This window comes from Nonomuraea sp. NPDC049480 (assembly GCF_044465905.1).
In the GTDB taxonomy this organism is placed as follows: domain Bacteria; phylum Actinomycetota; class Actinomycetes; order Streptosporangiales; family Streptosporangiaceae; genus Nonomuraea.
In genome coordinates this window covers 1-22,246 of record NZ_JBITMD010000035.1, presented here as the reverse complement: position 1 = coordinate 22,246, position 22,246 = coordinate 1, and the positions used below count along the sequence as shown (strand labels likewise).

22 protein-coding genes and 1 tRNA gene are annotated in these 22,246 nt (G+C 69.8%); 10 read left to right on the top strand and 13 right to left on the bottom strand.

Annotated features, from left to right (window positions below):
- Window positions 1–71 precede the first annotated feature (71 nt).
- Entirely contained in the window at window positions 72–941 is an 870-nt protein-coding gene (locus ACIBX3_RS53610; RefSeq protein WP_397128520.1) for a DMT family transporter, read from the bottom strand.
- 164 nt (window positions 942–1,105) lie between these two features.
- Complete coding sequence (locus tag ACIBX3_RS53605; protein WP_397128519.1) at window positions 1,106–1,921, bottom strand: SAM-dependent methyltransferase; 816 nt, start codon at window positions 1,919–1,921, stop codon at window positions 1,106–1,108.
- A 231-nt stretch (window positions 1,922–2,152) separates the two neighbouring features.
- Between ACIBX3_RS53605 and ACIBX3_RS53600 the strand changes: the two genes are divergently transcribed.
- The 3 genes from ACIBX3_RS53600 to ACIBX3_RS53590 all read left to right on the top strand — a co-directional run bounded on the left by ACIBX3_RS53600 (window position 2,153) and on the right by ACIBX3_RS53590 (window position 4,020).
- Complete coding sequence (locus ACIBX3_RS53600) at window positions 2,153–2,497, top strand: PRC-barrel domain containing protein (RefSeq protein WP_397128518.1); 345 nt, start codon at window positions 2,153–2,155, stop codon at window positions 2,495–2,497.
- A 103-nt stretch (window positions 2,498–2,600) separates the two neighbouring features.
- Entirely contained in the window at window positions 2,601–2,975 is a 375-nt protein-coding gene (locus tag ACIBX3_RS53595) for a VOC family protein (RefSeq protein ID WP_397128517.1), read from the top strand.
- 154 nt (window positions 2,976–3,129) lie between these two features.
- Entirely contained in the window at window positions 3,130–4,020 is an 891-nt protein-coding gene (locus tag ACIBX3_RS53590) for a DMT family transporter (protein WP_397128516.1), read from the top strand.
- Between the two features lie 43 nt (window positions 4,021–4,063).
- On the opposite strand, the gene ACIBX3_RS53585 is transcribed toward ACIBX3_RS53590, so the two are convergent.
- Window positions 4,064–5,275, bottom strand: coding sequence for an FAD-dependent monooxygenase (locus ACIBX3_RS53585; protein WP_397128515.1), 1,212 nt, complete (start codon window positions 5,273–5,275; stop codon window positions 4,064–4,066).
- A gap of 83 nt (window positions 5,276–5,358) precedes the next feature.
- Between ACIBX3_RS53585 and ACIBX3_RS53580 the strand changes: the two genes are divergently transcribed.
- Window positions 5,359–5,913, top strand: coding sequence for a TetR/AcrR family transcriptional regulator (locus ACIBX3_RS53580; protein ID WP_397128514.1), 555 nt, complete (start codon window positions 5,359–5,361; stop codon window positions 5,911–5,913).
- 73 nt (window positions 5,914–5,986) lie between these two features.
- Here the strand turns inward: ACIBX3_RS53580 and ACIBX3_RS53575 are convergent, their stop codons facing one another.
- Both ACIBX3_RS53575 and ACIBX3_RS53570 read right to left on the bottom strand, forming a co-directional pair.
- Window positions 5,987–8,500, bottom strand: coding sequence for a hypothetical protein (locus tag ACIBX3_RS53575; protein ID WP_397128513.1), 2,514 nt, complete (start codon window positions 8,498–8,500; stop codon window positions 5,987–5,989).
- Window positions 8,501–8,521: 21 nt separating this feature from the next.
- Entirely contained in the window at window positions 8,522–9,100 is a 579-nt protein-coding gene (locus ACIBX3_RS53570; protein ID WP_397128512.1) for a GNAT family N-acetyltransferase, read from the bottom strand.
- Window positions 9,101–9,206: 106 nt separating this feature from the next.
- Here ACIBX3_RS53570 and ACIBX3_RS53565 point away from each other — a divergent pair, with 106 nt between their 5' ends.
- The 3 genes from ACIBX3_RS53565 to ACIBX3_RS53555 are packed head-to-tail and all read left to right on the top strand — an operon-like array spanning window position 9,207 to window position 12,609.
- Window positions 9,207–10,409 carry an acyl-CoA dehydrogenase family protein gene (locus ACIBX3_RS53565; protein ID WP_397128511.1) on the top strand — a complete coding sequence of 401 codons (1,203 nt, stop codon included), beginning with the start codon at window positions 9,207–9,209 and terminating at the stop codon, window positions 10,407–10,409.
- Window positions 10,406–11,569 carry an acyl-CoA dehydrogenase family protein gene (locus ACIBX3_RS53560; RefSeq protein WP_397128510.1) on the top strand — a complete coding sequence of 388 codons (1,164 nt, stop codon included), beginning with the start codon at window positions 10,406–10,408 and terminating at the stop codon, window positions 11,567–11,569. The genes ACIBX3_RS53565 and ACIBX3_RS53560 overlap by 4 nt, the downstream gene beginning before the upstream one ends.
- On the top strand, window positions 11,566–12,609 hold the full coding sequence (locus ACIBX3_RS53555) for an acyl-CoA dehydrogenase family protein (protein WP_397128509.1): 1,044 nt from the start codon (window positions 11,566–11,568) through the stop codon (window positions 12,607–12,609). The genes ACIBX3_RS53560 and ACIBX3_RS53555 overlap by 4 nt, the downstream gene beginning before the upstream one ends.
- On the opposite strand, the gene ACIBX3_RS53550 is transcribed toward ACIBX3_RS53555, so the two are convergent.
- On the bottom strand, window positions 12,580–13,179 hold the full coding sequence (locus ACIBX3_RS53550) for a TetR/AcrR family transcriptional regulator (protein ID WP_397128508.1): 600 nt from the start codon (window positions 13,177–13,179) through the stop codon (window positions 12,580–12,582). The two genes, ACIBX3_RS53555 and ACIBX3_RS53550, sit on opposite strands and share 30 nt — an antisense overlap.
- 155 nt (window positions 13,180–13,334) lie before the next feature.
- Here ACIBX3_RS53550 and ACIBX3_RS53545 point away from each other — a divergent pair, with 155 nt between their 5' ends.
- Window positions 13,335–14,126, top strand: coding sequence for a nuclease-related domain-containing protein (locus ACIBX3_RS53545; protein ID WP_397128507.1), 792 nt, complete (start codon window positions 13,335–13,337; stop codon window positions 14,124–14,126).
- A 119-nt stretch (window positions 14,127–14,245) separates the two neighbouring features.
- On the opposite strand, the gene ACIBX3_RS53540 is transcribed toward ACIBX3_RS53545, so the two are convergent.
- Both ACIBX3_RS53540 and ACIBX3_RS53535 read right to left on the bottom strand, forming a co-directional pair.
- Entirely contained in the window at window positions 14,246–15,613 is a 1,368-nt protein-coding gene (locus tag ACIBX3_RS53540) for a VWA domain-containing protein (protein WP_397128506.1), read from the bottom strand.
- The gene (locus tag ACIBX3_RS53535; protein ID WP_397128505.1) at window positions 15,606–16,445 is read right to left on the bottom strand and encodes an AAA family ATPase; all 840 of its coding nucleotides are present in this window, start codon (window positions 16,443–16,445) and stop codon (window positions 15,606–15,608) included. Before ACIBX3_RS53535 ends, ACIBX3_RS53540 begins: the two co-directional genes overlap by 8 nt.
- 110 nt (window positions 16,446–16,555) lie before the next feature.
- Between ACIBX3_RS53535 and ACIBX3_RS53530 the strand changes: the two genes are divergently transcribed.
- A tRNA-Lys gene (locus ACIBX3_RS53530) sits at window positions 16,556–16,629 on the top strand.
- A gap of 59 nt (window positions 16,630–16,688) precedes the next feature.
- Here ACIBX3_RS53530 and ACIBX3_RS53525 read toward each other — a convergent pair.
- The 4 genes from ACIBX3_RS53525 to ACIBX3_RS53510 all read right to left on the bottom strand — a co-directional run bounded on the left by ACIBX3_RS53525 (window position 16,689) and on the right by ACIBX3_RS53510 (window position 20,570).
- Window positions 16,689–18,551 carry an esterase-like activity of phytase family protein gene (locus ACIBX3_RS53525; RefSeq protein ID WP_397128504.1) on the bottom strand — a complete coding sequence of 621 codons (1,863 nt, stop codon included), beginning with the start codon at window positions 18,549–18,551 and terminating at the stop codon, window positions 16,689–16,691.
- On the bottom strand, window positions 18,548–18,889 hold the full coding sequence (locus ACIBX3_RS53520) for a hypothetical protein (protein WP_397128503.1): 342 nt from the start codon (window positions 18,887–18,889) through the stop codon (window positions 18,548–18,550). The genes ACIBX3_RS53525 and ACIBX3_RS53520 overlap by 4 nt, the downstream gene beginning before the upstream one ends.
- A gap of 257 nt (window positions 18,890–19,146) precedes the next feature.
- Window positions 19,147–19,641 carry a hypothetical protein gene (locus tag ACIBX3_RS53515; RefSeq protein ID WP_397128502.1) on the bottom strand — a complete coding sequence of 165 codons (495 nt, stop codon included), beginning with the start codon at window positions 19,639–19,641 and terminating at the stop codon, window positions 19,147–19,149.
- A gap of 164 nt (window positions 19,642–19,805) precedes the next feature.
- Window positions 19,806–20,570, bottom strand: coding sequence for a hypothetical protein (locus tag ACIBX3_RS53510; protein WP_397128501.1), 765 nt, complete (start codon window positions 20,568–20,570; stop codon window positions 19,806–19,808).
- 246 nt (window positions 20,571–20,816) lie between these two features.
- Between ACIBX3_RS53510 and ACIBX3_RS53505 the strand changes: the two genes are divergently transcribed.
- Window positions 20,817–21,449 (top strand): hypothetical protein, encoded by a 633-nt coding sequence (locus ACIBX3_RS53505; RefSeq protein ID WP_397128500.1) that lies wholly within the window; start codon window positions 20,817–20,819, stop codon window positions 21,447–21,449.
- A gap of 43 nt (window positions 21,450–21,492) precedes the next feature.
- On the opposite strand, the gene ACIBX3_RS53500 is transcribed toward ACIBX3_RS53505, so the two are convergent.
- Window positions 21,493–21,783, bottom strand: a complete 291-nt coding sequence (locus ACIBX3_RS53500) for a type II toxin-antitoxin system VapC family toxin (RefSeq protein ID WP_397128499.1) — start codon at window positions 21,781–21,783, stop codon at window positions 21,493–21,495.
- Between the last annotated feature and the right edge of the window lie 463 nt (window positions 21,784–22,246).

The following is a 22,246-nucleotide window of genomic DNA, read 5'->3' as shown; positions in this document are numbered from 1 at the left end:
TACGGCAAGCGCCGCCGTAGGGGAGGTTAGCCCATCCGGCGCTCTGAACCGTCACACCGCTCCTGCCCGAGTCAGCCCGCTTCGGCCCGTGCCGCCAGGACCGCGACCGCCAGGAGCAGCAGGACGCACCCGCACCAGGCGAGAGGTGTGAGCCGCTCGCCGAAGATCGCGACACCGAGCAGGGCCGCGCCCACGGCCTCACCCAGGGAGATGATCGAGACCGTGGTGGCGCGCAGCGCGGTCAGAGCGCGGAAGAACAGCCCGTACGCCAGCGCCGTCGGCACCGCGCCCAGGTAGAGCAGCAGCGCGACGGAGGCCACGCCGGCCTCCGGCACCACGCCCTCCGCCAGCGCGAACGGCGCCAGGCACACGGCCCCGACGACGAACCCGCCGATCGACATGCCCCCCGGGTCGTCCCGGTGGCGGCGGGAGAACAGGGTGACCCCGGCGTATCCGGCCGCCGAGACCAGGGCGAAGCCGATGCCGGCGATGGAGGACGCGCCGGCCTGCAGCACGCTCTCGGCCGTCAGCAGGGCGAGCCCGGCCAGCGCGGTGGCCAGCGAGCCGAGCGCGACCCCGCCGAGGCGCTCGCGCAGGAGGAAGCGGCCGCCCAGGGCGGTGAAGACCGGTGTCGCGCCCATCGTGACCACCGTCGCGACGGCCACGCCGGAGTGGGCGATCGCGGCGAAGTACGCGGTCTGGTAGACGGCCATCCCGGCGCCGACCGGCAGGACGCGCCAGCTCAGCCGGGTGAGATCGGCGGGACGGGGAGCGAGGACGAGGAGGAAGGCGGCGCCGATGAGGTAGCGCCAGAGGGACACGCCGACGGGGCCGAGGCCGCCGGTCTCGAACAGGAGCGAGCCGGCCGCGCCGCCGGTGCCCCAGGCGGTCGCGGCCACGGACACGTACACGGCGCCCCGCCGGGCGGAGACATGGGTCATGACAGGAGCTCTCCGGGTGGAGTGGTGGGAATGGGCCCGGTACGCGGGCAGCAACCACCCCCGGATCGGTCAGACCCGGAGAACTCGTGAAAGGCCGCCCGCTACTGGGCGGGCGGCGGAGAGCAGATCAGTCGTCGCGGCACGATCATCACCTTAGCCCGATGTCATGGCTTGCGGGCGACGCCGCCCAGCACGATCTCCTCCCAGGGCGCCAGCGGTCCCGGGAGGCGCTCGTCCGGCCGCCATTCGGGGAAGTGCACCACGCCCGGCTCCACCAGCGTCAGGCCGTCGAAGTAGGCGGCGATGACAGCCGGGTCGCGGAAGTACCCGGTGCCCATGGTGATCTGGAGCATCGTCTCCAGAGCCTTGGCCTTGGGGCTGGGGGAGCTCATGAAGTTGGAGGCGGCGAGGTAGCTGCCCGGCGCCAGCGCGGCCATGTACCGCCTGACCAGCCCGTGCGGGTCCTCCTGGTGAGGGAACAGGTGCAGCAGCCCGATGGCCAGGATCGCCGTGGGCTGTGACAGGTCGATCAGCTGGGTCAGGGTCGGGTGCCCGAGTACGGCGTTCACGTCGCGGGCGTCGGCGGTGAGGGCGCCGGCGTTCGGGTTGCCGTTCAGGATCGCGCGGGCGTGCGGCTCCACCATGGGGTCGATGTCGACGTACACCACCCGGCACCTGGGGTCGGCGAACTGCGCGACCTCGTGCGTGTTCTCCACCGTGGGCAGCCCCGCGCCCAGGTCGATGATCTGCCGGATGCCCGCCTCGCGGACGAGGAAATCGACCACCCGGCCGACGAAGGCCCGGTTGCACCAGACCAGGTCCACCACCTCGGGGACCGCGTCCTTCAGCCTTCTGGCCACCGAGCGGTCAGAGGCGAAGTTCTCCAGGCCGCCGAGCAGGGCGTCGTGGACGCGGGCCACGCTGGGCTGCTCCGGATCGACGCCGGGAGGAGCCCACTCGTGTGCGCTGTGCAGAGTCATCTGGCCCCCTTCGCGATAGGGTCCGTTGACGCGGATGGTATCCGCACCTGGGGCTCCCAGGAGCACCTGGCAGGCGGTTGTCAGGAGAGTCAGGTCAGCGTGTCGGGTGTCCCGCCACCAGCACGCCGAGCGCTGCGCCTGCCTGCAAGCTCTTTGCAATGGGTTTACGCGGCCGTGCCCGGGTAGCGGGAGCTGTGCCCGAGAAGACGGAAGAGAGAGGAACGAGCCCCTATGGAGCTCTGGGACTATCGACCTGACGTCTACGACCGCGGCCAGAGCCTGGACCTCGTGGGCTACCACGTCCAGGCGACGGATGGGCGGATCGGGTCCGTCGACGAGGCGACGTACGAGGTCGGCGAGAGCTACATCATCGTCGACACCGGTCCGTGGATCTTCGGTAAGAAGGTCATGCTCCCGGCGCAGGTCGTCACGAGCATCGATCCTCAGGAACGCGTGGTTCACGTCGCGCGTACCAAGGCCGAGATCAAGGACGCGCCTGAATTCGACGCGGGCACGTTCAAGGAGCCCGAGTACCGCGCCCGGATAGGGGACTACTACGGCCGGTTCCCCGGGTGACCTCCACGTGCCCTGAAAGGAGGGCCGCGCCCCTGGCTGGGCGCGGCCCTTCTCGTTTCGGTACCTGACAGGAGGTGGCAGGTACGCCTGGAACGATGAGGTCATGACGACGAAAGCGAAGCTCCTGGCTGTCACCCTCGACTGCGCGGAGCCCAAGAAGCTGGCCGCGTTCTACCACGAGATCACCGGCTGGGAGATCCAGTATTCGGAGGACGAGTACGCAGCCGTGGGCGACGGCACCACCAATATCTACTTCGGCCGCGTCCCCGAGCGCACCCCGGTCACCTGGCCCAGCCCGGACAAGCAGTTCCACTTCGACTTCCGCGTCCCGGACGTGGAGAAGGCGGCCGAGGAGTGCATCGCGCTCGGCGCCACCAAGCCCGAGTTCCAGCCGGGGGTCACGGAGGAAGGGGTGCGCTGGATCGTGATGCAGGACCCGGAGGGCCACCTGTTCTGCCTGTGCCCTGAGGCGTCCTGACCTGCGGCGGGGGCCTGCGCCGGGGCTACATGCCCGTACCGGTCGCAGGTCTCAATTAGCCAATGATCAGCCTAAAGTATGATTCCGCCGCCCCGCTCGCCCCATAGGCTGGAGCAATGCTCTTGGAAGGATCCATGGCCCTTGGGGGGCGATCATGACCTGGGTCGGCCTGATCATCGCCCTGGCGGGGGCGCTTGGATACGCGCTCGGCGCGGCTCTGCAACAGTACGAGGCCGTGGCCGAAGGCGCCTCGCTCAAGCTGGTGAGACGCCCTCGCTGGTGGATCGGCGGGGCCATCGGGTTCACCGGCGCCTGCCTGCACGCCGTGGCGCTGAGCTTCGCGCCGCTGGTCGCCGTCCAGCCGATCAGCGTGGCCACGCTGGTGTTCGCCGTGCCGCTGGCCGCGTTCATGTACGGGCGAAAGCCGTACAAGGCTGAGATCTTCGGCTCGATCGCGGTGGCCGTGGGGCTGCTCTGGCTCATGCTGCTGGTGCCGCCGCACCACGTGACGCCGCGGCTGAGCGACGGGGCCGCGCTCGTGTTCCTGGCCGTGATCGGCGTGATCGTCCTGATCACGCAGCTGTTCGCGACCCGCGTCCACGGCCCTGGCCGGGCGTTGCTGCTGTCCGTGGGCGCGGGGGTGGTCACGGCCAGCGTGTCGACGTTCGTGCGCGTGGTGGGCGGCGGCATGGAGGGGGACTGGGGGCGGCTCGTCCACTGGTTCACGCTCGCGGTGCCCGTGCTGCTGGTCTGCGCGGTGGTGCTGCTGCAGCGGTCGTACGCGGTGGGATACTTCGGGATCGCGTACGCGGGCGTGCAGGTCATCGACCCGATCACCTCGGTCATGGCCGGCGCGATCCTGCTCGGGGAGCCACTGCCGACCAGCCCGTCCACCGCGATCCCGGCTCTGCTGGCCGGCGCCCTGACCATCGGTGGCACCATCACCCTGGGCCGCCTGGCCCCGGACCACAGCCTCCCGGCGCCCGTCGAGCTCGCCCCCGCCGCCCCGCCCCGCCCGGTGACGGCTTCCTCAGAAGCAAGCTGACTGCGCTCTCAGGCGTCCGCGGACGCCGTCGGACATCGGACCGTCAATTCCTCCTGGGCCGGAGGACAGCAGGGCCCTGATCCTGGTCGCTCCCATCAGCCGTCACCGGCGGGTGCCAGCGCAGGACCTCGTCCATGGACTTCAGCATCATGTCCGGCAGGGCCCTGGCGGCCACGGACATTCCGAGGTCACGCAACCAGATCGCGACCGGATTGCGGAGTTTGGTCATCCTGCAGATGCTCATCGACTGCCGCATCACCTTGGACGTCCGCTCCAGCCGGGCCGCGGTGTAGGCGGCGAGGTAGCCGTGGCCGGGATCGGCCGTTCCGCGGGCGCGGCCGGCCAGGTGGGCGAGGACCACCGCGTCCTCGATCGCCTGGCACGCCCCCTGTCCGAGATTCGGCGTCATCGCGTGCGCGGCATCGCCCACCAGCGCCACTTTCCCGCGATGGAAGGCAGGGAGCGGCGTGTCGAAGGAGTAGACGTCGTTCCTGATGATGTCCGCGGGATCGGCCGCCCGCAGCAGGCCGGGAATCGGTTCATGCCAGTCACCGAACCTCCGCAGCAACTCCTCCCTCTCGTCCCCGAACACGGTCCCGGCGGGCAGCACATCGGTCGCGTACACGTACACGACGTCCCCGTTCAGCGGGTGGACCCCGAAGATGAGCCCCCTGCCCCAGCTCTCCATGCTCCGGACGTCCAGATCCCCCCGAGGTATGAGCCCGCGCCAGGCCGTGACCCCTGAGTACGCCGGACCGGGGTGCTGCGGAAAGAGCATGTGCCGGGTCTTCGAGCGGATGCCGTCGGCGGCCACGACCAGATCGGCTTGGAGATCCCCCTCGTCCGTGTGCACGACACCGCTGTCGGCGTCCACTCCCGACACGCTGACGCCCAGTCGCAGATCATCGTCCCCCAGCGCGCCCGCGAGCACCTCCATCAGCGTCGCCCGGAGCATGACGACCGCAGAGTCCCCGTAGCGGGCCTCCGCGGCATCGGGAGTGGTGTGCACCAGCCACCGCCCGTCCCGCCGGCGGATCCCCACCTGCCCCTGGATCTTGGAGAGTTTTCGTATGCGGTCGCCGAGACCGACCGTGTCGAGAGCTTTGAGGGCGTTGGCCGCGATCCCCAGCCCCGAACCGACCGGATCGATCTTCGGCGCCCGCTCCAGCACGGTCACGTCCCAGCCTTGGCCGCGCAGCGCTATCCCGCTGGTCAGCCCGCCGATACCGCCGCCGATCACTACAGCTCTGGGCATCTCGGAACCCTTCTCACTACGTCTGTAGTGTCACCATACTACGCCTGTAGTCGGGTTGCACTACCCCTGTAGTATCGAGTTCCGTGAAGCGCTCTGAGACCGTTGCGGACACGGCCATCACGCTGCTGGCCGAGCGAGGCATGCGCGGCCTCACCCACCGGGCCGTCGACGAGGCGGCGGGCCTGCCACCGGGATCCACGTCCAACCTGGCCCGCACCCGGGCAGCCCTGCTGGAGCTGACCTTGGCGCGGCTCACGGAGCTCGAGATGCGGGCCCTGGCGCCGGCGTACCAGAGTGAGGCGCTGGAGCTGTCCCACCTTCCCGGCCGGATGGCGGAGGGGCTGCACATCCAGTTGCAGGACCGCAGACGCACGCTGGCCCGCTACGAACTGGCGCTGGAGGCGACGAGACGCCCCGAACTGCGCGAGATCTACGACGCGGCCGGCCGCCGCTTCCGCGACCCCGCCGTCGCGATGCTGGCCGCGCTGGGGTCGCGTGATCCGGTACGGCACGCACGCCAGCTCGTGGCCTTCGGCGAGGGTCTCATGTTCGACGCCATAGCGGGCGCCGGCGCCGTGCCCACCCTGGAAGAACTCAACGAGGCCATACAAGATCTCCTGGCCGGCATGCTCCGCTGACTTGTCCTCGGCACCAGCCCGCCGTGGCCGGTGGTGGCCGTCATGGCTTCGCCATTGTGCCCGCGTCCCAGGCTCAGCACACGTCGCGGTACGGCAGCTCCGGCAGGTGCCTGGCCCACTCCTGCGGGGAGAGGCCGCCGTACCGGGTGCAGATGTGCGTCGCATGGTCGGCGGGCGGTGGCTCGGGGGCCAGGTCGATGGTGAGAACGACGCCACGTCCGGTCAGCACCCGCAGCAGGCGGCCGTCCGGTGTGAAGACGGCCTGCGCGCGGCGATCCACACCGGCGGCCGTCACCGGGCGATCGACGATCAGCATGCCGCCGCCAGGTGTGGCGCCGTCGTCGAGCCCCGCGCCGCCCTCCGGTTCGGCCGCGTCGTCCGACCGGATGCCGTCGGCGAGGCGCCAGACCCGTACACGATCGCTGTCCGTGCCGGCCAGCAGCCGCCCGTCCTCGCTGAAGCGCAGGTAACCCGGCGACGGCCGCAGCCGCCCGTAGTCCGTGGGCACCCCGTCCAGCCCGTAGATCTGGATGCCGCTCTCCTCGGCGATCGCGACCCGCCGCCCGTCCGGTGCGAAGGTCGTGTACTCCCACGGCATCCTGTCCAGCCACGCCGCTCTCGACTCCCGGCCGCCGGACCGCCTGATCTCGGACCGGGTGCCCGCGAACACCAGCGACACACGATCGTCCGGCCCGACCACCGCGTACTCACCCACGAACGCCGCCCGCCGCGCCCGCAGGTCCCACGCCCACCGCTCGCCCGACTGCCTGGCCGCCGCGAACAGCAGGCCGCCGCCCGGGCTGAACCACGCCGCCTGCTCGCCGGGCGCGCCGAGCCCTCGGCCGAAGGGCGGGCCCACGTTCGGGGACCGGATGTCCCACAGGTACGAGCGATCGACCCCCACCAGCGCCAGCGTCCGATTGTCGGGCGACCACGCCATGGCCCGTACGCTCTGCGCGGGTCCCGCGGTCTTGGCGATCTCGCGGCCCGACGCCACGTCGTACACCCGCAGTGTGTTCTCCTCCAGTGCCGCCAGCTTGGAGGCGTCGTCGCTGATGGCGTGCAGTGAACGCGACCCCGCCCAGGGATCCGTGAACACCGCCACCGCCGTGTCCGCCGCCGTCAGCGCCCGCCGCGCCTCCGGGATCGGCGCCAGCCGCCAGGCGGCCAGGCCGAGCTTGCGCGCCGTGACCGGGTCGGTCAGCCGCATCGCCTCCGCGCGCGAGGCCGCCACCTTGGCCATCGCCTGGTCGAGCCGCCCGTCGGCGTCGTTGCGCTGCGAGAACGCCTGCCAGAACGCCAGGAGCAGCACCACCGGCAGCAACCCCGCCACGGCGGCCCAACGCCGGCGTGACCGCCTGCGGCCCCGGGCCATCGCCGCGTCGAGGAACGTCTGCTCGCCGGTGCTCAGCGTCATCCGCCGACGCCCGCCGGTCGCCCAGGCCAGCGCCCGGTCCAGCGGCTCGCCCTGCAACAGCTCGGACTCCCGCCGCCCGCCGGCCTCCCACCGCCGCGCCGCCCGCGCCAGCTCCCTGTGCACGGCCAGCCCGTTCCGCTCGCCGTCCAGCCACTCACGCAGCCGCGGCCAGGCCCGTAACAGCGCCGCGTAGGTGATCGTCACCCCGTCCGCACCCACACCCGCCGCACCGGCCTCCCCGACCGGCCCCTCCCGACTCCGGCGATCCGTGATCAGGCCTTCCTTCGTGTACGCCTCCAGCACCCGATCGATGGCGCCTGCTTCATCCGCGTCCCGCCCGCCCACCAGGTCCTCCCGTGCGGCAGGCGTCACGGTGTCGGCGCCCTCGGCGTCCGGCCCCACCAGCCGCAGGAACACATCAGGCACCTTGTCCTGGTCGGCCGGCCCGAGGAGCAGGTACACGGCCTCGGCCCGGGCGCCGAGCGGCGGGTCGTCGATGGGCTCGGGGGGAAGCAGGCGGCCCTGCTGGGACTGCGGGGCGTCGAGCAGGGACATCAGGAGCTGGCGGGCGTTCGGGCGGCGTTCGGGGTCTTGGTGGAGGGCGGCGGCCACAAGCCCGCGTAACGGGCGGTCCAGCCGCTCGCCGTGGCCTAATCGGTCGTCGGACCCGTACGCGGCGAAGACGAGCAGCCGCCCCCAGGCGTGCACGTCCGCGGCGGTCCCGTCGCAGCCGTCGGCGAGGCCCAGGCCGACCAGCCGCGGCCCCTCGGCTCCCAGGACGACCTTCGCGGGGGTGAGCGCGCCGTGGACCGCGCCGGCCTCGTGGACGGCGGCCAGCGCGGTGGCGGTGGCGGCGGCCAGCCGGTAGAGGTCGTCGCCCGCGTACGGCCCGTGCCGGTCCACGACCTGGCGCAGGGTCGGGCCCTCGATGTACTCGCTGACCAGGTACGGAGGATCCCGGTCCAGGCAGGCCGCCACCAGCGTGGCGACCGACAGCGAACGCACCTGGGCGGCGGCCGCGGCCGAGGCCACGAGAAGGGCGCGGTCCGGCGAGAGGGGCATAGCCAGGGCGTGGCGAACACCCGACTCGTCGTAGGCCTCGCGGACGATGGTCCGCCCGCCGCCGTCGAGCCGGGCACCCAGCCAGTAGCCCCCCAGCCGATCAGTCATGCGGGATCGGACGCCGCCTCTCTAGGAATGATTCAAGCGAGCCCGGTGCTCTGGCCATTCCTCTTCGAGGATGCCGAAATAGACGGTGTCGCGCCAGGTGCCGTCCGGCCTCTTTCGGTGCCGGCGCAGAGTGCCCTCGTGCACGCCGCCGATGCGCTTGATGGCGTTCTGGGAGCGCAGGTTCAGGTTGTCGGTCTTGAGCAGCGCCCGGTTGTAGCCGAGTCCGAAGGCGTGGTCGAGGAGCAGCAGCTTGCAGTTGGTGTTGACGGCGGTACGCCAGTACGCACGCCCGTACCAGGTCCAGCCGATCTCGACGCTCGCGTCGAAGCCGGGCACGCCGGCGTAGGTCGTCCAGCCGACGGCCCGCCCGGTCTCCTTGAGCACCACCGCGAAGGGGATGTGCTGATCGTCGTGGATCAGCCCGAGCGCGACCTTTCCCAGTTCCTCCTCCGACCGCGGGGCCGCGACGGGCATCCACTGCCACAACTCGTCGTCCCCGCCTCCGGCGGCGAACAGGTCTGGGATGTGGTCGAAAGTGAGCGGCTCGAGCCGGACGACGTCGTTCTCGAGCACCACAGGAGCAGGCAGCTTCGCGGTCATGGCGACCACCTTAGAGAGAACGCGAAATCACGATTATGGCCACATGCCCTTTTTTGTGGGGAACCACCTGTCGACACTCATACCGGCCGGTCGGTAGGCTCGCGTCATGGACTTCGCCTTTGACAAGGTCACCGAGGACCTGCGCGAGCGACTGCTGCGCTTCATGGACGACTGCGTCCACCCCGCCGAGCCCGCCTTCGAAGAGCAGGCGGCGACCAGCGGCTGGAGTTCGCCGCCGCTGATGGCCGACCTGAAGGACGAGGCCAGGAAGCGCGGCCTGTGGAATCTGTTCCTGCCGGGCGAGCAGGGGGCGGGGCTGACGAACCTGCAGTACGCCCCGCTGGCCGAGATCATGGGCAGAAGTCCCACCATCGCGCCGACGGCCACCAACTGCGCCGCGCCGGACACCGGCAACATGGAGGTGCTGTCGATGTTCGGCAGCGAGTGGCAGCGCAAGGAGTGGCTGCGCCCGCTGCTCGACGGCGAGATCCGCTCCGCGTTCGCGATGACCGAACCCGACGTGGCCTCCTCCGACGCCACGAACATCGCCACCGCCATCGTCCGCGACGGCGACGAGTACGTCATCAACGGCCGCAAGTGGTTCATCTCCGGCGCGATGAACCCCAACTGCAAGATCTTCATCGTCATGGGGAAGACGAACCCCGACGCGCCCACGCACCGCCGGCAGAGCATGGTCCTGGTGCCCCGCGACACACCCGGCCTGAACATCAAACGAGGCATGCACGTCTTCGGCTACACCGACGCCGACCACGGCGGCCACGCCGAGATCGAGTTCCAGGACGTCCGCGTACCGGTGGAGAACCTGATCGGCGAGGAGGGCGGCGGCTTCGCCATCGCCCAGGCCAGGCTCGGCCCCGGCCGCATCCATCACTGCATGCGCCTGATCGGCATGGCCGAGCGGGCGGTCGAGCTGATGTGCAAGCGCGCGCTGGCCAGGACCACGTTCGGCAAGCCCATCGCCCAGCAGGGCGTCGTCCAGGACTGGATCGCCGAGTCCCGCATCAGGATCGAGCAGCTGCGCCTGCTCGTGCTCAAGACGGCGTGGCTCATGGACACAGTCGGCAACCAGGGCGCCCACACCGAGATCCAGGCCATCAAGATCTCCACCCCGATCACCGTGGAGTGGATCCTCGACAAGGCCGTCCAGGTGCACGGCGCGGGCGGCGTCTCCCAGGACTTCCCGCTGGCCGGCCTGTGGGCCGGAGCCCGCTCGCTGCGCCTGGCGGACGGCCCCGACGAGGTCCACAAGCGGTCGCTGGCCTATCGCGAGCTGAAGAGGTGGATGTGAACGAGGCGGAGATCAAGGAGCGGGTGGCGGCGTTCCTGGCCGGGCACGACCCGGACGGTGACCGGCTGGAGTTCCTGCGGGCCAGGTTCGACGCCGGGCTGGCCTGGGTGTGGTTCCCTGAAGGGCTCGGCGGGCTCGGGGTGGGGAGGGAGCTGCAGCAGGTCGTCGAGCGCGAGCTGGCCGGCACGCCGCAGATCAACATCGGCGTGCAGGGCATCGGGCTGGGCATGGCCGCGCCGACGATCCTGGCGTTCGGCACGGAGGAGCAGAAGCGCCGCTTCCTGCGCCCGCTGTGGACGGGGGAGGAGATCTGGTGTCAGCTCTTCAGCGAGCCCGGCGCCGGGTCGGACCTGGCCACGCTCGGGACCAGGGCGGTCAGGGACGGGGACGAATGGGTCGTGGACGGCCAGAAGGTGTGGACGTCCGGCGCCCATCACGCCCGGTGGGGCATCCTGGTCACCCGCACCGATCCCGGCGTGCCGAAACACCGCGGGATGACGTACTTCATCTGTGACATGCACGCTCCCGGCGTCGAGGTGCGGCCCTTGCGGCAGATCACCGGCGAGGCCGAGTTCAACGAGGTCTTCCTCACCGGCGTGCGCCTCTCCGACGATCTGCGGCTGGGCGAGGTGGGCGACGGGTGGCGGGTGGCGCAGACCACGCTCATGAACGAGCGCGTCGCCATCGGCGGTGCGCCCGTGCGGCGGGGCGGCGGCATGGTCGGCATGGTGCTCGACGCCTGGCAGGAGCGGCCCGAGCTCCGCACGCACGACCTGCACCAGCGGCTCCTGTCGCTCTGGGTGGAGGCCGAGGTCACCCGGCTGTCCGGGGCGCGGCTGCGGGAGCAACTCGCCGCGGGGCACCCCGGGCCCGAGGGCTCCGGCATGAAGCTGTCGTTCGCCAAGCTCAACCAGGCGCTGTCCGGCTTCGAGGTCGAGTTCATGCGCGATCTCGGCTACGACGACTGGACGTTCCGCCGTTCGGAGGACGTCGACTTCTACGGCCGCGGTCCCGGCTACCGCTACCTGCGGGCCAAGGGCAACTCGATCGAGGGCGGCACATCGGAGATCCTGCGCAACATCATCGCCGAGCGGGTGCTCGGCCTGCCCTCGGAACCCCGCGTCGACAAGGACGTGCCCTGGAAGGACCTGCCGCGATGACCCTGCTGTACTCGGAGGTCGAGGAGGAGCTGCGGGCGACCGTGCGCGGGCTGCTCGCCGATCGCTGCCCGCCCGCCGCGGTGCTGAAGCGGATCGAGTCCGACCCCTACGACCTGGACCTGTGGAAGACCCTCGCCGGCGAGATCGGGGTGGCCGGGCTGCTCATCCCCGAGGAGCACGGCGGCGCGGGCGCGTCGGCCAGCGAGGTGGCCGTGGTGCTGGAGGAGCTGGGGCGGGCGGTGGCGCCGGTGCCGTTCTTCACCAGCTCGGTGCTGGCCACGTACGCATTGTTGCCCACCGGGGACGCGCTGCTCGGCGAGCTGGCCGAGGGGCTGAGGACGGCGGCGCTGGTGGTGTCGTTCGCGGCCTCGCCGTACCGGCCGCTGCGCGGGTCGTCGGTGCGGCTGGAGGACGGGCGGCTGTCCGGGACCGTCACCGGCGTGGCCGGGGCGGACGTGGCCGACGTGCTGCTGGTGCCGGTGGACGGCGACCTGTACGTGGTCGAGGACGCCGCCGTCGAGGTCGTGCCCTCGCTCGACCTGACCAGGCCGGTCGCGACCGTGACGTTCGAGCGGTCGCAGACCCGCCGCGCCGGGGCCTGCGACCTGGCTGACGTGCTGCGATCGGGGGCGGCGCTGCTGGCGTCCGAGCAGCTCGGGGTCGCCGAATGGTGTCTCGACGCGACGCTCGCGTACGTGAAGGAGCGCCACCAGTTCGCCCGGCCCGTCGGCTCCTTCCAAGCGATCAAGCACCGGCTGGCCGACCTGTGGCTCGACGTGGTCAGGGCCAGGGCCGCCGCCAGGAACGCGGTCGCCGACCCGTCGCCCGTCTCCGCGGCCGTGGCCCAGGCGTGGAACGCGGGCGTGGCCGTGCACGCCGCCGAGGAGGCGCTGCAGCTGCACGGTGGGATCGGGATGACATGGGAGCACCCCGTGCATCTCTATCTCAAGCGCGCCAAGGCGGCAGAGATCGCGCTGGGCACGCCCGGCGACCACCGCGAGGCGCTGACCTCACTCGTCGACGTCCCCGGCCCCGAGTGAGGCGAGCAGCAGGTCGGCGAAGTGCCTGCCCACCTGGGCGCCGGTCAGCGGCCCGTCCGCGTGGAACCACGTGCCCAGGTGGTGCACCGAGCCGAAGAAGAAGTCCACGACCAGCTCGGCCGGGACCGTGTCGCTGAAGACGCCCGCGCGCTGCCCCTCGGCCACCAGGGCGCGGAACCGCTCGTGGTAGCGGCGGCGCTCGGCGCGCACGGTCTTCTGCGTCTCGGGGGCGAGCAGGTGCATCGACCTGAAGAAGATCTTGGAGTCGTCGAGGTTCGCGGTCGTGGTCTCCACGACGTCGGCCGCGGCCTTGTGCAGGCGCTGCTTCAGCGTGCCCGCCCCGTCGGCGATCTGGCTGAGCCGGTCCATCTGCATGCGCAGCACGCGTGCGTAGATCTCGTGCAGCAGGTCGTCCTTGGAGTCGAAATAGTGGTACATGGCGCCCTTGGTGACGCCGGCCGCCACGACGATCTCCTGCACGCTGGTGCCCTCGAACCCGCGCTCGGCGAACAGCCGGGTTGCCTCGGCCAGCAGCCGCTGTCTGACCGGTTCCTCTTTCACATGACTCACGGTGACATCATACCGACTGGTCGGTTGCCCATCTTGCCGGTTGGGATCCTGTCACCTTAGGCTTGCCTTGGTTGAGGAACGGGTATCCCTTGACCGGCGAGGGATCTTCGGCGTGGCAGATCCTGTGATTCATCAACTCATTCGGGGAGTTTGCCGTGCCCGGTGGCTCTATCTACGTGCAGCAAAGCGAGAAGTACACAGGGAATTCCCCGCAGTGGTGGTACGAGAAGTTCTGGCGCGAGGACGCCCAGAACCGGCGTAGGTCCAGGTACATCAAGGCCGCTGTGGGGTTCGTCATCGGCGTCGCGTTGGGGGTCAGATTCGATCTCACCGGCGCCGCACCGCTGTTCGGCCTCCTTCTGGCCGCCCTGATCGCCGGCGGTGACTGGTTCCTCGACTGGCGGTCGTTTCACGCGACGGCCGTCTGGCGCGGGGCCAAGCGCGGCGAGGCGGTCACGGCGAGGATCCTGCGCAGGTCGCTCGGCCGGCAGGGTTACACCGTGCTCGACGGCCGCGCCATCCGCGGCGAGGCCTCCATCGACCACCTGGTGATCGGCCCGGCCGGCGTGTGGGTCATCGACAACGAGTCCTGGAGCCCCGACACCGAGATCGCCTGCTACGCCGGGCGGCTCTTCTTCGGCGAGAAGTACGGCTCCAAGACGGCCAAGGGCCTGGTGGACGCCGCCGAGGCGTTCGCCGAGCGGCTGACCCGCGAGACACGCATCCCGGTGTCGATCTCGCCCATGCTCGCGGTCCACTGCGGGGACATGCCCAAGGGCGGCATCCTGGTGGCCGAGGGGCTGACGCTGCTCAAGCCGCGGCTGACGGCCAAGGTGATCAAGGCCTCCGAGGACCGCCTCTACACCGACGAGCAGATCGAGGTCCTGACCCGCACGGCGACCAGGGAACTGCTGAAGCTGCAGGCGGCCGGAGCGGCGAACGGTTAGGCCCGAGAGCGGTAGTTCGCGTGACCAGCGAGGGCCGAGTGAGCGCGACCATTCAACACAGGGCGGCGAACGGTTAGGCCCGAGAGCGGTAGTTCGCGTGACCATTCAGCACGCCTGGTTCAGGCGAGGGTCTCGATGAAGGCGGTGAGCTGGGCGACGTTGCGGCACTCGTACATCGGGACCACCGTGCCGTAGTCGCCCGCCACCGAGTCGCCCGTGTCCCACTGCCGCCGCGGCTCCGGGTTGAGCCAGTATGCGTGGCGGGACCCGGACACCAGGGACTTGAGCACGTCCAGGGCGGGCGGCTGGTAGTTGGACCGGGCGTCGCCGAGGATCAGCAGCGACGTCCTGGGGCCGATGGCGTCGCCGTAACGCTCGGCGAAGCGCTCCAGGGCGTGGCCGTAGTTGGTGCGGCCGAAGCGGACCATGTCGGCTTCGTTCGCCAGTCTCGTCATGGCCTCGACCACATCGGTGCCCGGCACGAAGAACCTGGTGATCTCGTCCACCGTGTCCACGAAGCCGAACGCCCGCACCTTGGTGAACTGCTCCCGCAGCGCGTACGTCAGCAGCAGCGTGAAGTGCGCGAACGACGAGACCGAGTCGCTGGTGTCGCAGAGGATGACCAGCTCGGGCTTGTGCGGGCGGGGCGGCCTGAAATGCGTGGTCAGCGGCACGCCGCCGCTCTGCAGCGAGGCCCGCATCGTCCTGCGGAAGTCCAGCCGCCCGCGCCTGCCCTTCCTGTGTTTGATGGTGAGCCGCGCCGCCAGCCGCCTGGCCAGCGGATGGACCTCCCTGCGCAGCCGGGCCAGGTCGGCCTTCGTGACGCGGAGGAAGTCGAGCTGGTCGAGCGGAGGGCGTACGGCGGAGCGGGCGATGCGCTCGATCCCGGAGTCCTCGGCGATGCGGCGGCGCACGTCGGTGGCGACGGCCTCCTCGAAGCGCCGGACACCGGTGTTGACCCGCTGGCGGACAGTCTTCTCGGCCAGGCCGCCGCGCTCCCGGCCGGCCAGGACCTCGCGCAGGATGCGGGCCATCAGGGTCTCGGGGGACAGGGCCCGCATGACGCTGTAGGAGAACCAGTTCTGCCGGCCGGGACTCGCGGACTGGCGGCCGAAGCGCGCGACCATGGCCTGGGCGAACTCCCGCATCTCCGGGTCGGTGCCGTCGGTGAGGAGGCGGGCGAGGTGGTCGCGGAGCTCCTCGACGGTGGCCGTCTCCGGATCCACCGGCCTTTCCCGGCGTTCGGCGTGCAGGCCGGTGGTCGCCGCCGGGAACCACAGGTCGAACAGCACGTCGAACCCCGGCCGGTACGCGGGCTTCTTGACCAGCGTCGCCGCGTACGCGGCCCGCAGCGACTCCCGGTCGGCCAGCTCGATCACCCGCAGCGCGTTCGCGGCGTCCAGCCCTTCGGCCACCGACACCGGCACCCCGGCCTCGCGCAACGCGCGCACGAAGCCGACGTGCCGGTCCACCAGCGAGTCAGGCATCCGGCAGCCCCAGGTCCTTGATCGCCCGCGCCTGGTCGGAGGCGTGCTTCAGCACCACGCCCAGCGTGCCCGCCACGGTCGCCTCGTCCAGCTCCTCGCGCCCCAGGGCCAGCAGCGTGTTGGCCCAGTCCACGGTCTCGGCCACCGACGGGGCCTTCTTCAGCTCCAGCGAGCGCAGCGTCGCCACCGTCCTCGCGAGTTGCTCGGCCAGGTCGGCCCGGATGGTCGGCACCTGGCTGAGCACGATGTCCCGCTCGCGCTCGGGCGTCGGGTACTCGATGCGCAGGTAGAGGCAGCGCCGCTTGAGCGCCTCGGACAGCTCGCGGGTCGCGTTGGAGGTCAGGACGACGTACGGCTTGCGCGTCGCGGCGATGGTCCCCAGCTCGGGGATCGTCACCTGGAAGTCCGACAGCAGCTCCAGCAGCAGCCCTTCGACCTCCACGTCGGCCTTGTCGGTCTCGTCGATGAGCAGCACGGTCGGGTCCGCCGACCTGATCGCCTTGAGCAGGGGCCGCTCCAGCAGGAACTCCTCGGTGAAGATGTCGTCGTCGTCGCTGGTGGCCTGGATCCTGAGCAACTGCTTCTTGTAGTTCCACTCGTACAGCGCCCTGGCCTCGTCGAGCCCTTCGTAGCACTGCAGCCTGATCAGCTCGGCGCCGGTGGCCAGCGCCACCGCCTTGGCCAGCTGCGTCTTCCCGACCCCGGCCGGTCCTTCGACCAGCAGCGGCTTGCCCAGCGCCGCGGCCAGGAACACCGAGGTGGAGATGGCGTCGTCGGAGAGGTAGTCCACGGCGGCGAGCCGCTCCATCACGTCGGCGGGCGAGTCGAACATCGATGATCCTGTCTGCCGGAGCTTGGAGGCGAACTTTATTCTAGCCGTACGGGTCCGCCGGATACCGATTCGACCAGGATGGGGATCACCGGTATATTCCTCTCTGCAAGGCGCCGCTAGCTCAGTTGGTTAGAGCAGCTGACTCTTAATCAGCGGGTCCGGGGTTCGAGTCCCTGGCGGCGCACAAGATCCAAAACCCCAAGCCGGCCTCGGCCGGCTTGGGGTTTTGTCGTTCCGAACGCCTCATCCCCATTCGGGTCCGGGAGGCAACTCCAACCTGAGCTTGTAGAGGCGCGTGACCTGATTCGTGGCCGAGTTGTCGTCGGAGAGCAGATAGAGCGCCTTTTCGTTCTCCACGTAGGCCATGGCCTCGATATTGTCCAGCAGCGGGTTGGCCTGCGTCTGCGGAGTCGTCGCGCCCAGATCCGGGCAGCCCTTCAGGTCCGCGAGCAGCCTCTTCTCCGGGTAATACGCATGCTCTTGATCCCGTAGCGTCCGATCCCGCAGTGTCGCGCCCTCCGGAATCGGCTGCACGCCCTTCAGCGAGAAATAGAAGAGCCTGATCGTGTTTCCCTGGTCTTCGATCCAGTATCGCTCCAACGCCAGGAAATTCTGATCATCGACCGCGACCAATTCGGTCAGCTTGAGACCGCCGTCGGCGCGATAGGCGTACTGCGCCTTGAGCTTCTTGGACCTGAGGTCGTAGTGCAGAATGCGCAGCCTGCCGCTGTCGATGGCACCATCCCGGTCCAGCGCGACCTCCGTGCCGGCGAACAGCGACTCCTTGTTCGGCGTGGCGGTGAGCGATTCCAAGGAGGCGTCCGTGATGCCGTCCCCGTCGGGCGGATGCGTGATGGCCTTCGGCACCGGCAGTTCACCGACCTCGTGACCCGACGTCGCGTCGAACATCTTGATGGCCGGACCTGACTCCGAGGCCACGATCCACCGGTTGCCATGCACGGCCAATCCTTCCCCGTCGAGCGTCCCGTCTGGGAAGGAATCGCCGTTTTCCTGCTTCAACTCCATCGGCCGGCCGATCTTCGGGCTCAGCCCGTCCTCCCCGAGCGCGAGCGGGTAGACCCTGGGAACGTCATGGTCCGACAGGGCCACCGCCTCGTCCGGCGGTGTCACCATCGCAAGCGCCGAAAGATCCCCCACCTGCCCCAATTCGGTGGACTTGGAGTCCAGATCATCGGAGAAGTCGACCAGGGACACCCCGGCGGAGCACTGTCGCTGGTCAGGCCAGGCGACGTATGCGCCGATCCCGGCGGCCAAGGCCACCACCACCGCACCTGAAGTGATCCGTACAGCGTGCCGCTTCCCCCACACGGGAGTGCGGCCCGTCGGACGGCGCACATCGGTGCTCACCAGTGGAACCCGCTGGTTGCGGACGAAGGGCAGGCGGCCGATGTCGTTGATGTCCTTGAACCGCGGCACCGGCCGCGCCCTGGCCTCCAGGCTCTGCCGGACGTCGCGATAGATCTGGTCCAGCGTGAGGTGGTCGCCACCGCCGTCGATCCCGCGCAGAAGCGTGTTGAGCAACGTCCCGGTGAACGCCGTGTAGTCCTCGCCGCTGGGCGACAGGGCCTGGGCGTCCCTGGCCGACGCCGTCAGCAGGCACGTGCCTTCCACGACCGCCGCCTCCTGCAGGCTCGGCCCGCTCATCTGGCCGATGCTCCGCCCGCTGTAGCAGCAGTCGAGGATGAGAATGCGACGCTGGGCCCGGTGGTTGTCGGCGATGGCGCGGCGCACCCAGTCGTAGGGCACACCGGTGTAGGCCTTGTCTCCATCCGAACTCGGCAGGGTGAGCAGGAGCTTCAGATCGCCGTCGAGCATGCCGTGGCCGGCGTAGTAAACGATCAGTGTGTCCGTGGCCTCCGCGGCCGCCCGCGCCACGGGATCGATCAACTCGGCGGGTGTCATCGGATTGGCGACCATGACGCAGTGCTCGGGCGGCAGCCCCAGAATCCGCGGATCGCGCAGCGCCCCCGTGAGCGTGGTGATGCCGTTCCAGACCGCGGGCAGGGGAGCGAACGCCTTTCCGTCGTAGTCGCTCACCCCGATGATCACGCAGCGGGAGGAGGCGGGATCGGGCAGCGTGGTCATGAGCGGGCCTTCTCCAACGCGGCCAGCACCGCCTCGCCGTCGGCCGCCTCGGACGCCGGCATGGTGATCGTCACCTCGTTGTAGGTGATCGTGAGGGGCTCGCGTGAGCGGCGCGCCTGCCGGTAGGTGGCGATCGCGATCGCCAGGTTGGCGAGCGCGAAGCCGCTCTCGATGACGATCTTGATTGCTTCGAACGACGCGCCCATGGCATCGGGCGCCTGCTCGACGCGCGTCATGCCGATTCCGCTGTTGGCGCGCAGATAGGAGTCGTCACGGATCCAGGAGAAAAGCTCTCGGAGATCCTCATCATTGTCCATGCGCAGGGTGATGCGATCCATTGGCGCTCCAATGGGGGGTCGGGGAATTGCCGACTCTATAGCAAGCGCTAATGTCGCGGAATATGTACGGCGCGGCGTGCGTATATTATGCGTTTAATTGTTTTGCTTGGCTTTCATCCCGATTCTGTCAAGGGTGAAGTGCTTGTTCCATTAAGGTTAGGCTAACCTTTGCTAACATCTCCATGGCGGGGCGCTCTTTGCTCCGGCGTGGCGGGAGGGCCGGTCGCGCGCGGCGGCCGGCCCTCTGGCCGATCAGGTCAGAACGGCTGGTTGTCCAGCGTGTTCACCTTGACGGCGGTGATCTTGACTTGCTTCATCAGCACCTGGGACGAGCCCGCGGGCTTGGTGCAGCCGAAGCTGAGCGGGCCCGTGCTGGGGTAGTGGTGCACGACGTTGAGGAAGATGCTGTGCCTGCTGTGCGGCGCCAGCGTCACCTCGGTGATGTCGCTGTCCGAGTTGGGGCCCGTCCCGATCGTGCACAGATAGTTGATCGGCTGTGAGCCGGTGTTCTCGGCGTAGAGCTTCGCGGTGACCGTGTACGAGCCGGTGCTCATGAGCCGGCTGAAGCCGGGGCTGATCGAGTTGGAGTGGACCAGGTGGTCGTTCCATCGGCTGATCACCTCCGGTGGAACCGCCTCGGCCGAGGTGACGTTCCCCGCCAGCAGCGTGCCCGCGGCCGCGACGGTGGCCAGCAGCGCGGACACGCGCAGGCCACGGCGACGACGTGATGGGGCCGTTGAGGGCATGGTCATGTGGTTTCTCCTGGTGTGAGTCGTGTTCTCGCGCGGGACGCGCGAGAAGCCGCACGCCTCTCGCCGGCCGAGGCGGTTCACCGGCTCGCGTGCACCTGGGGAAACCTAGCCCTCGGAGGTCCCGGGGAACCGCGCAGAAGTACCCACACCTGCTGTGCCTGTCGTCATCGCGGAACGCGCCTGGGCCTGCGTAGCCATAGGCCGGCGCCCGCGGTGAGGATCAGCAGGGAGCCGGCCAGCATCAGCGTCCGCCCGTCCTGCCCGGCCTCGCCGCCGCCTCCGGTGTCCGCCCCTCCCTCGGGGGTTCTCGTCTCCGTGGTCGTGACGGTGGCGGTCGCCCCCGGCGTCGAGGTGGCGTCCTCGTCGTCTTCGTCGTCCGTCTCGGAGGTGTCGGGGCTGGGAGAGGTCGTGCCATTGCCCGTGCCGACCCTGAGGGGGTACTCCGTCAGGGCGCCCCTGTTCTGGATCTCGCACTCGATCACGGGCTCCTGAGGGCTGGGGCCGAAGTTGATGGCAGCCGCGTGGACCGTCCCCTCATCCTCCTTCTCGGGCGTTGTCGTCGTCAGATTGACGGTCGTCGTGGGGAGGGGGATGGGCGCTCCAGCGGTGACCGTGCCGAGCTGGGCCACGCCGGTGGCCGAGGTCAGCCCCGTGATGCCGCTGATGCCGGCGTAGGCGTACAGGTTGAGTCCGTCGTCCAGGCCGGTCGTGGGCGCGAGCAGCTCGTCGCCGCCGGCGTACGAGCCGGTCCAGCCGATCGTCAGGTTCTCGCGCATCCCGGCGCCGGCGGGAACCTTGAGGACGACGTCGAACCTGACCTGCTGCTTCTCGCCCGTCGCGACCGTGGTGCATTCGTACGGCACCACGGTCGCGGCGTGGGCGTTCGATAACAGCAGGGCGACGAACGGGGCGACGAGGTGGACGCGCACGGCGGTTCTCCTAGGGGGAATGGTGCCCAGGGCGGCACGGGCTCCCAGCCGTCGACCGTGACGGGGGAGGAACGGTGACGGGATAAGAGGGACTCCACGTCGGCCGGTCGGCCGATCTCTTCCGCGGTCACCTGTGCAGCTTACGATTCTTGCCGGGGCCTGTGGTGCCGGCCGCGTCGAGAAGATCCAACTCCGGCAGTTCAAAACTTGCGCCACTCTGGGTAATGCGTCTGCCACAATTCGTGCATGGCAATGTTGCAGTCGGCTAACAGCTTTCCCGATCACGGGAGTGGAGGACTGGGACGGGTGGCGCACGGAGCGCTGACCCACCCGTCGGGCGGCCACGATGGACCGAGGCTCTTCCTCGGCTACAACACGCTGCCGGATCCGCCGTTCCCGCTGGTCGGCTACCTGCAGTACGACATGGATGCGTGCGCGGCGGACCTCGACCCGGCCGCCCTGCTCCGCGCTGCCGCGGACTCCATGCGGGCGCAGCCGGTGCCGCCGAAGGAGGCGTTCGACGAGTCACGCAGGCGGGTGGCGACCGCGATGCGGGTGGACGCGCTGGTCATGGTCGTGGCAGCGCGGGCGCTCGCTCCGGAGCGGAGCCAGGCCGCCCGCGCCCTGTGGGCGAACCTGGTCGAGGGCTACTACCGGGACGGGGACGTCGAGGCGTGCGTGGACGCGCGGGAGGCGGCGGTGGCGCTGGGGGTGGACCGGGAGGGCGCCCAGGTGCTGCTGCTGGCCGAGCGGGATCCGTCCGGCGGATACGCCGCGCCGGCGCGGGTCGAGGGAGAGCCCGAAGGGGAGCTGTTCGACCTGCTGGGCGAGGTGCTGGACGCTCAGTACATGTGGACCAAGGCCGCCTTCGCGCTCTGAGCCCAGCACCGCACTCACTCGGCACGAAGCGTCTCGGCGACGGTCAGCCTGGCACGCCCAGCCGGCTATCGTCCTTCAGGTTGAGGATGTGGCGGAGCAGGTCCGTCATCTGGTACCGCTGGATCCGCAAGGCGGTGAAGTCCTCGGCCGCCTCGTCGAGCCGGAACTGATCGAGCTTCCCCGCCAGGCAGTGTCCGCGTAGAGCGCTGATCACCTCGAAGTCCGGCAGCGCGGGCGCATGTGGCTCCTCGTTCGCATTGAGCGCCAGAAGCGCAGGGTTGACGGGGTGGTCAATGAGCGCGTCGACCATGGCGGATGAGTCGATGATGATCACGATGCCTCGCGGATCCGCCGGATCTCGGACACGGTGTCCTCCGTCGTCGGTCCACCGCGTCTGTCGCGGCGGGCCCTTCTCTCGATCACCTCGGCGTTCGTCGGCCTGGCGGCGAGGCGGTCGAGCTCCGCTCGGAGGTACGCGGTAAGGGGCAATGGATCCGCTGGTGTCGTCGGAGACGGGCGATGGTACGAATGCCGCGAAAGAGGCGTGGTCAGCCTGGTACAGCGTCATCGGGATGCCTTGGCTGGAGAAGGCGACCCCGGCGTTCTCGATGCGGAAGCCTCGTAATGACCGAGGATGCGATGGCACACTGTGACCATGCGGCCACCCCGAGCGAAGTACTTCAACACCACCGGCCCCTGCGGCAAGGCCACGTAGTTAAGTGGCGGGGGTGGGCTGTCAAGTCGGAGATACGGCTAGTTGTGGTGCCCGGTGGGGAGGTCTGGTATGCCGAGGGCGG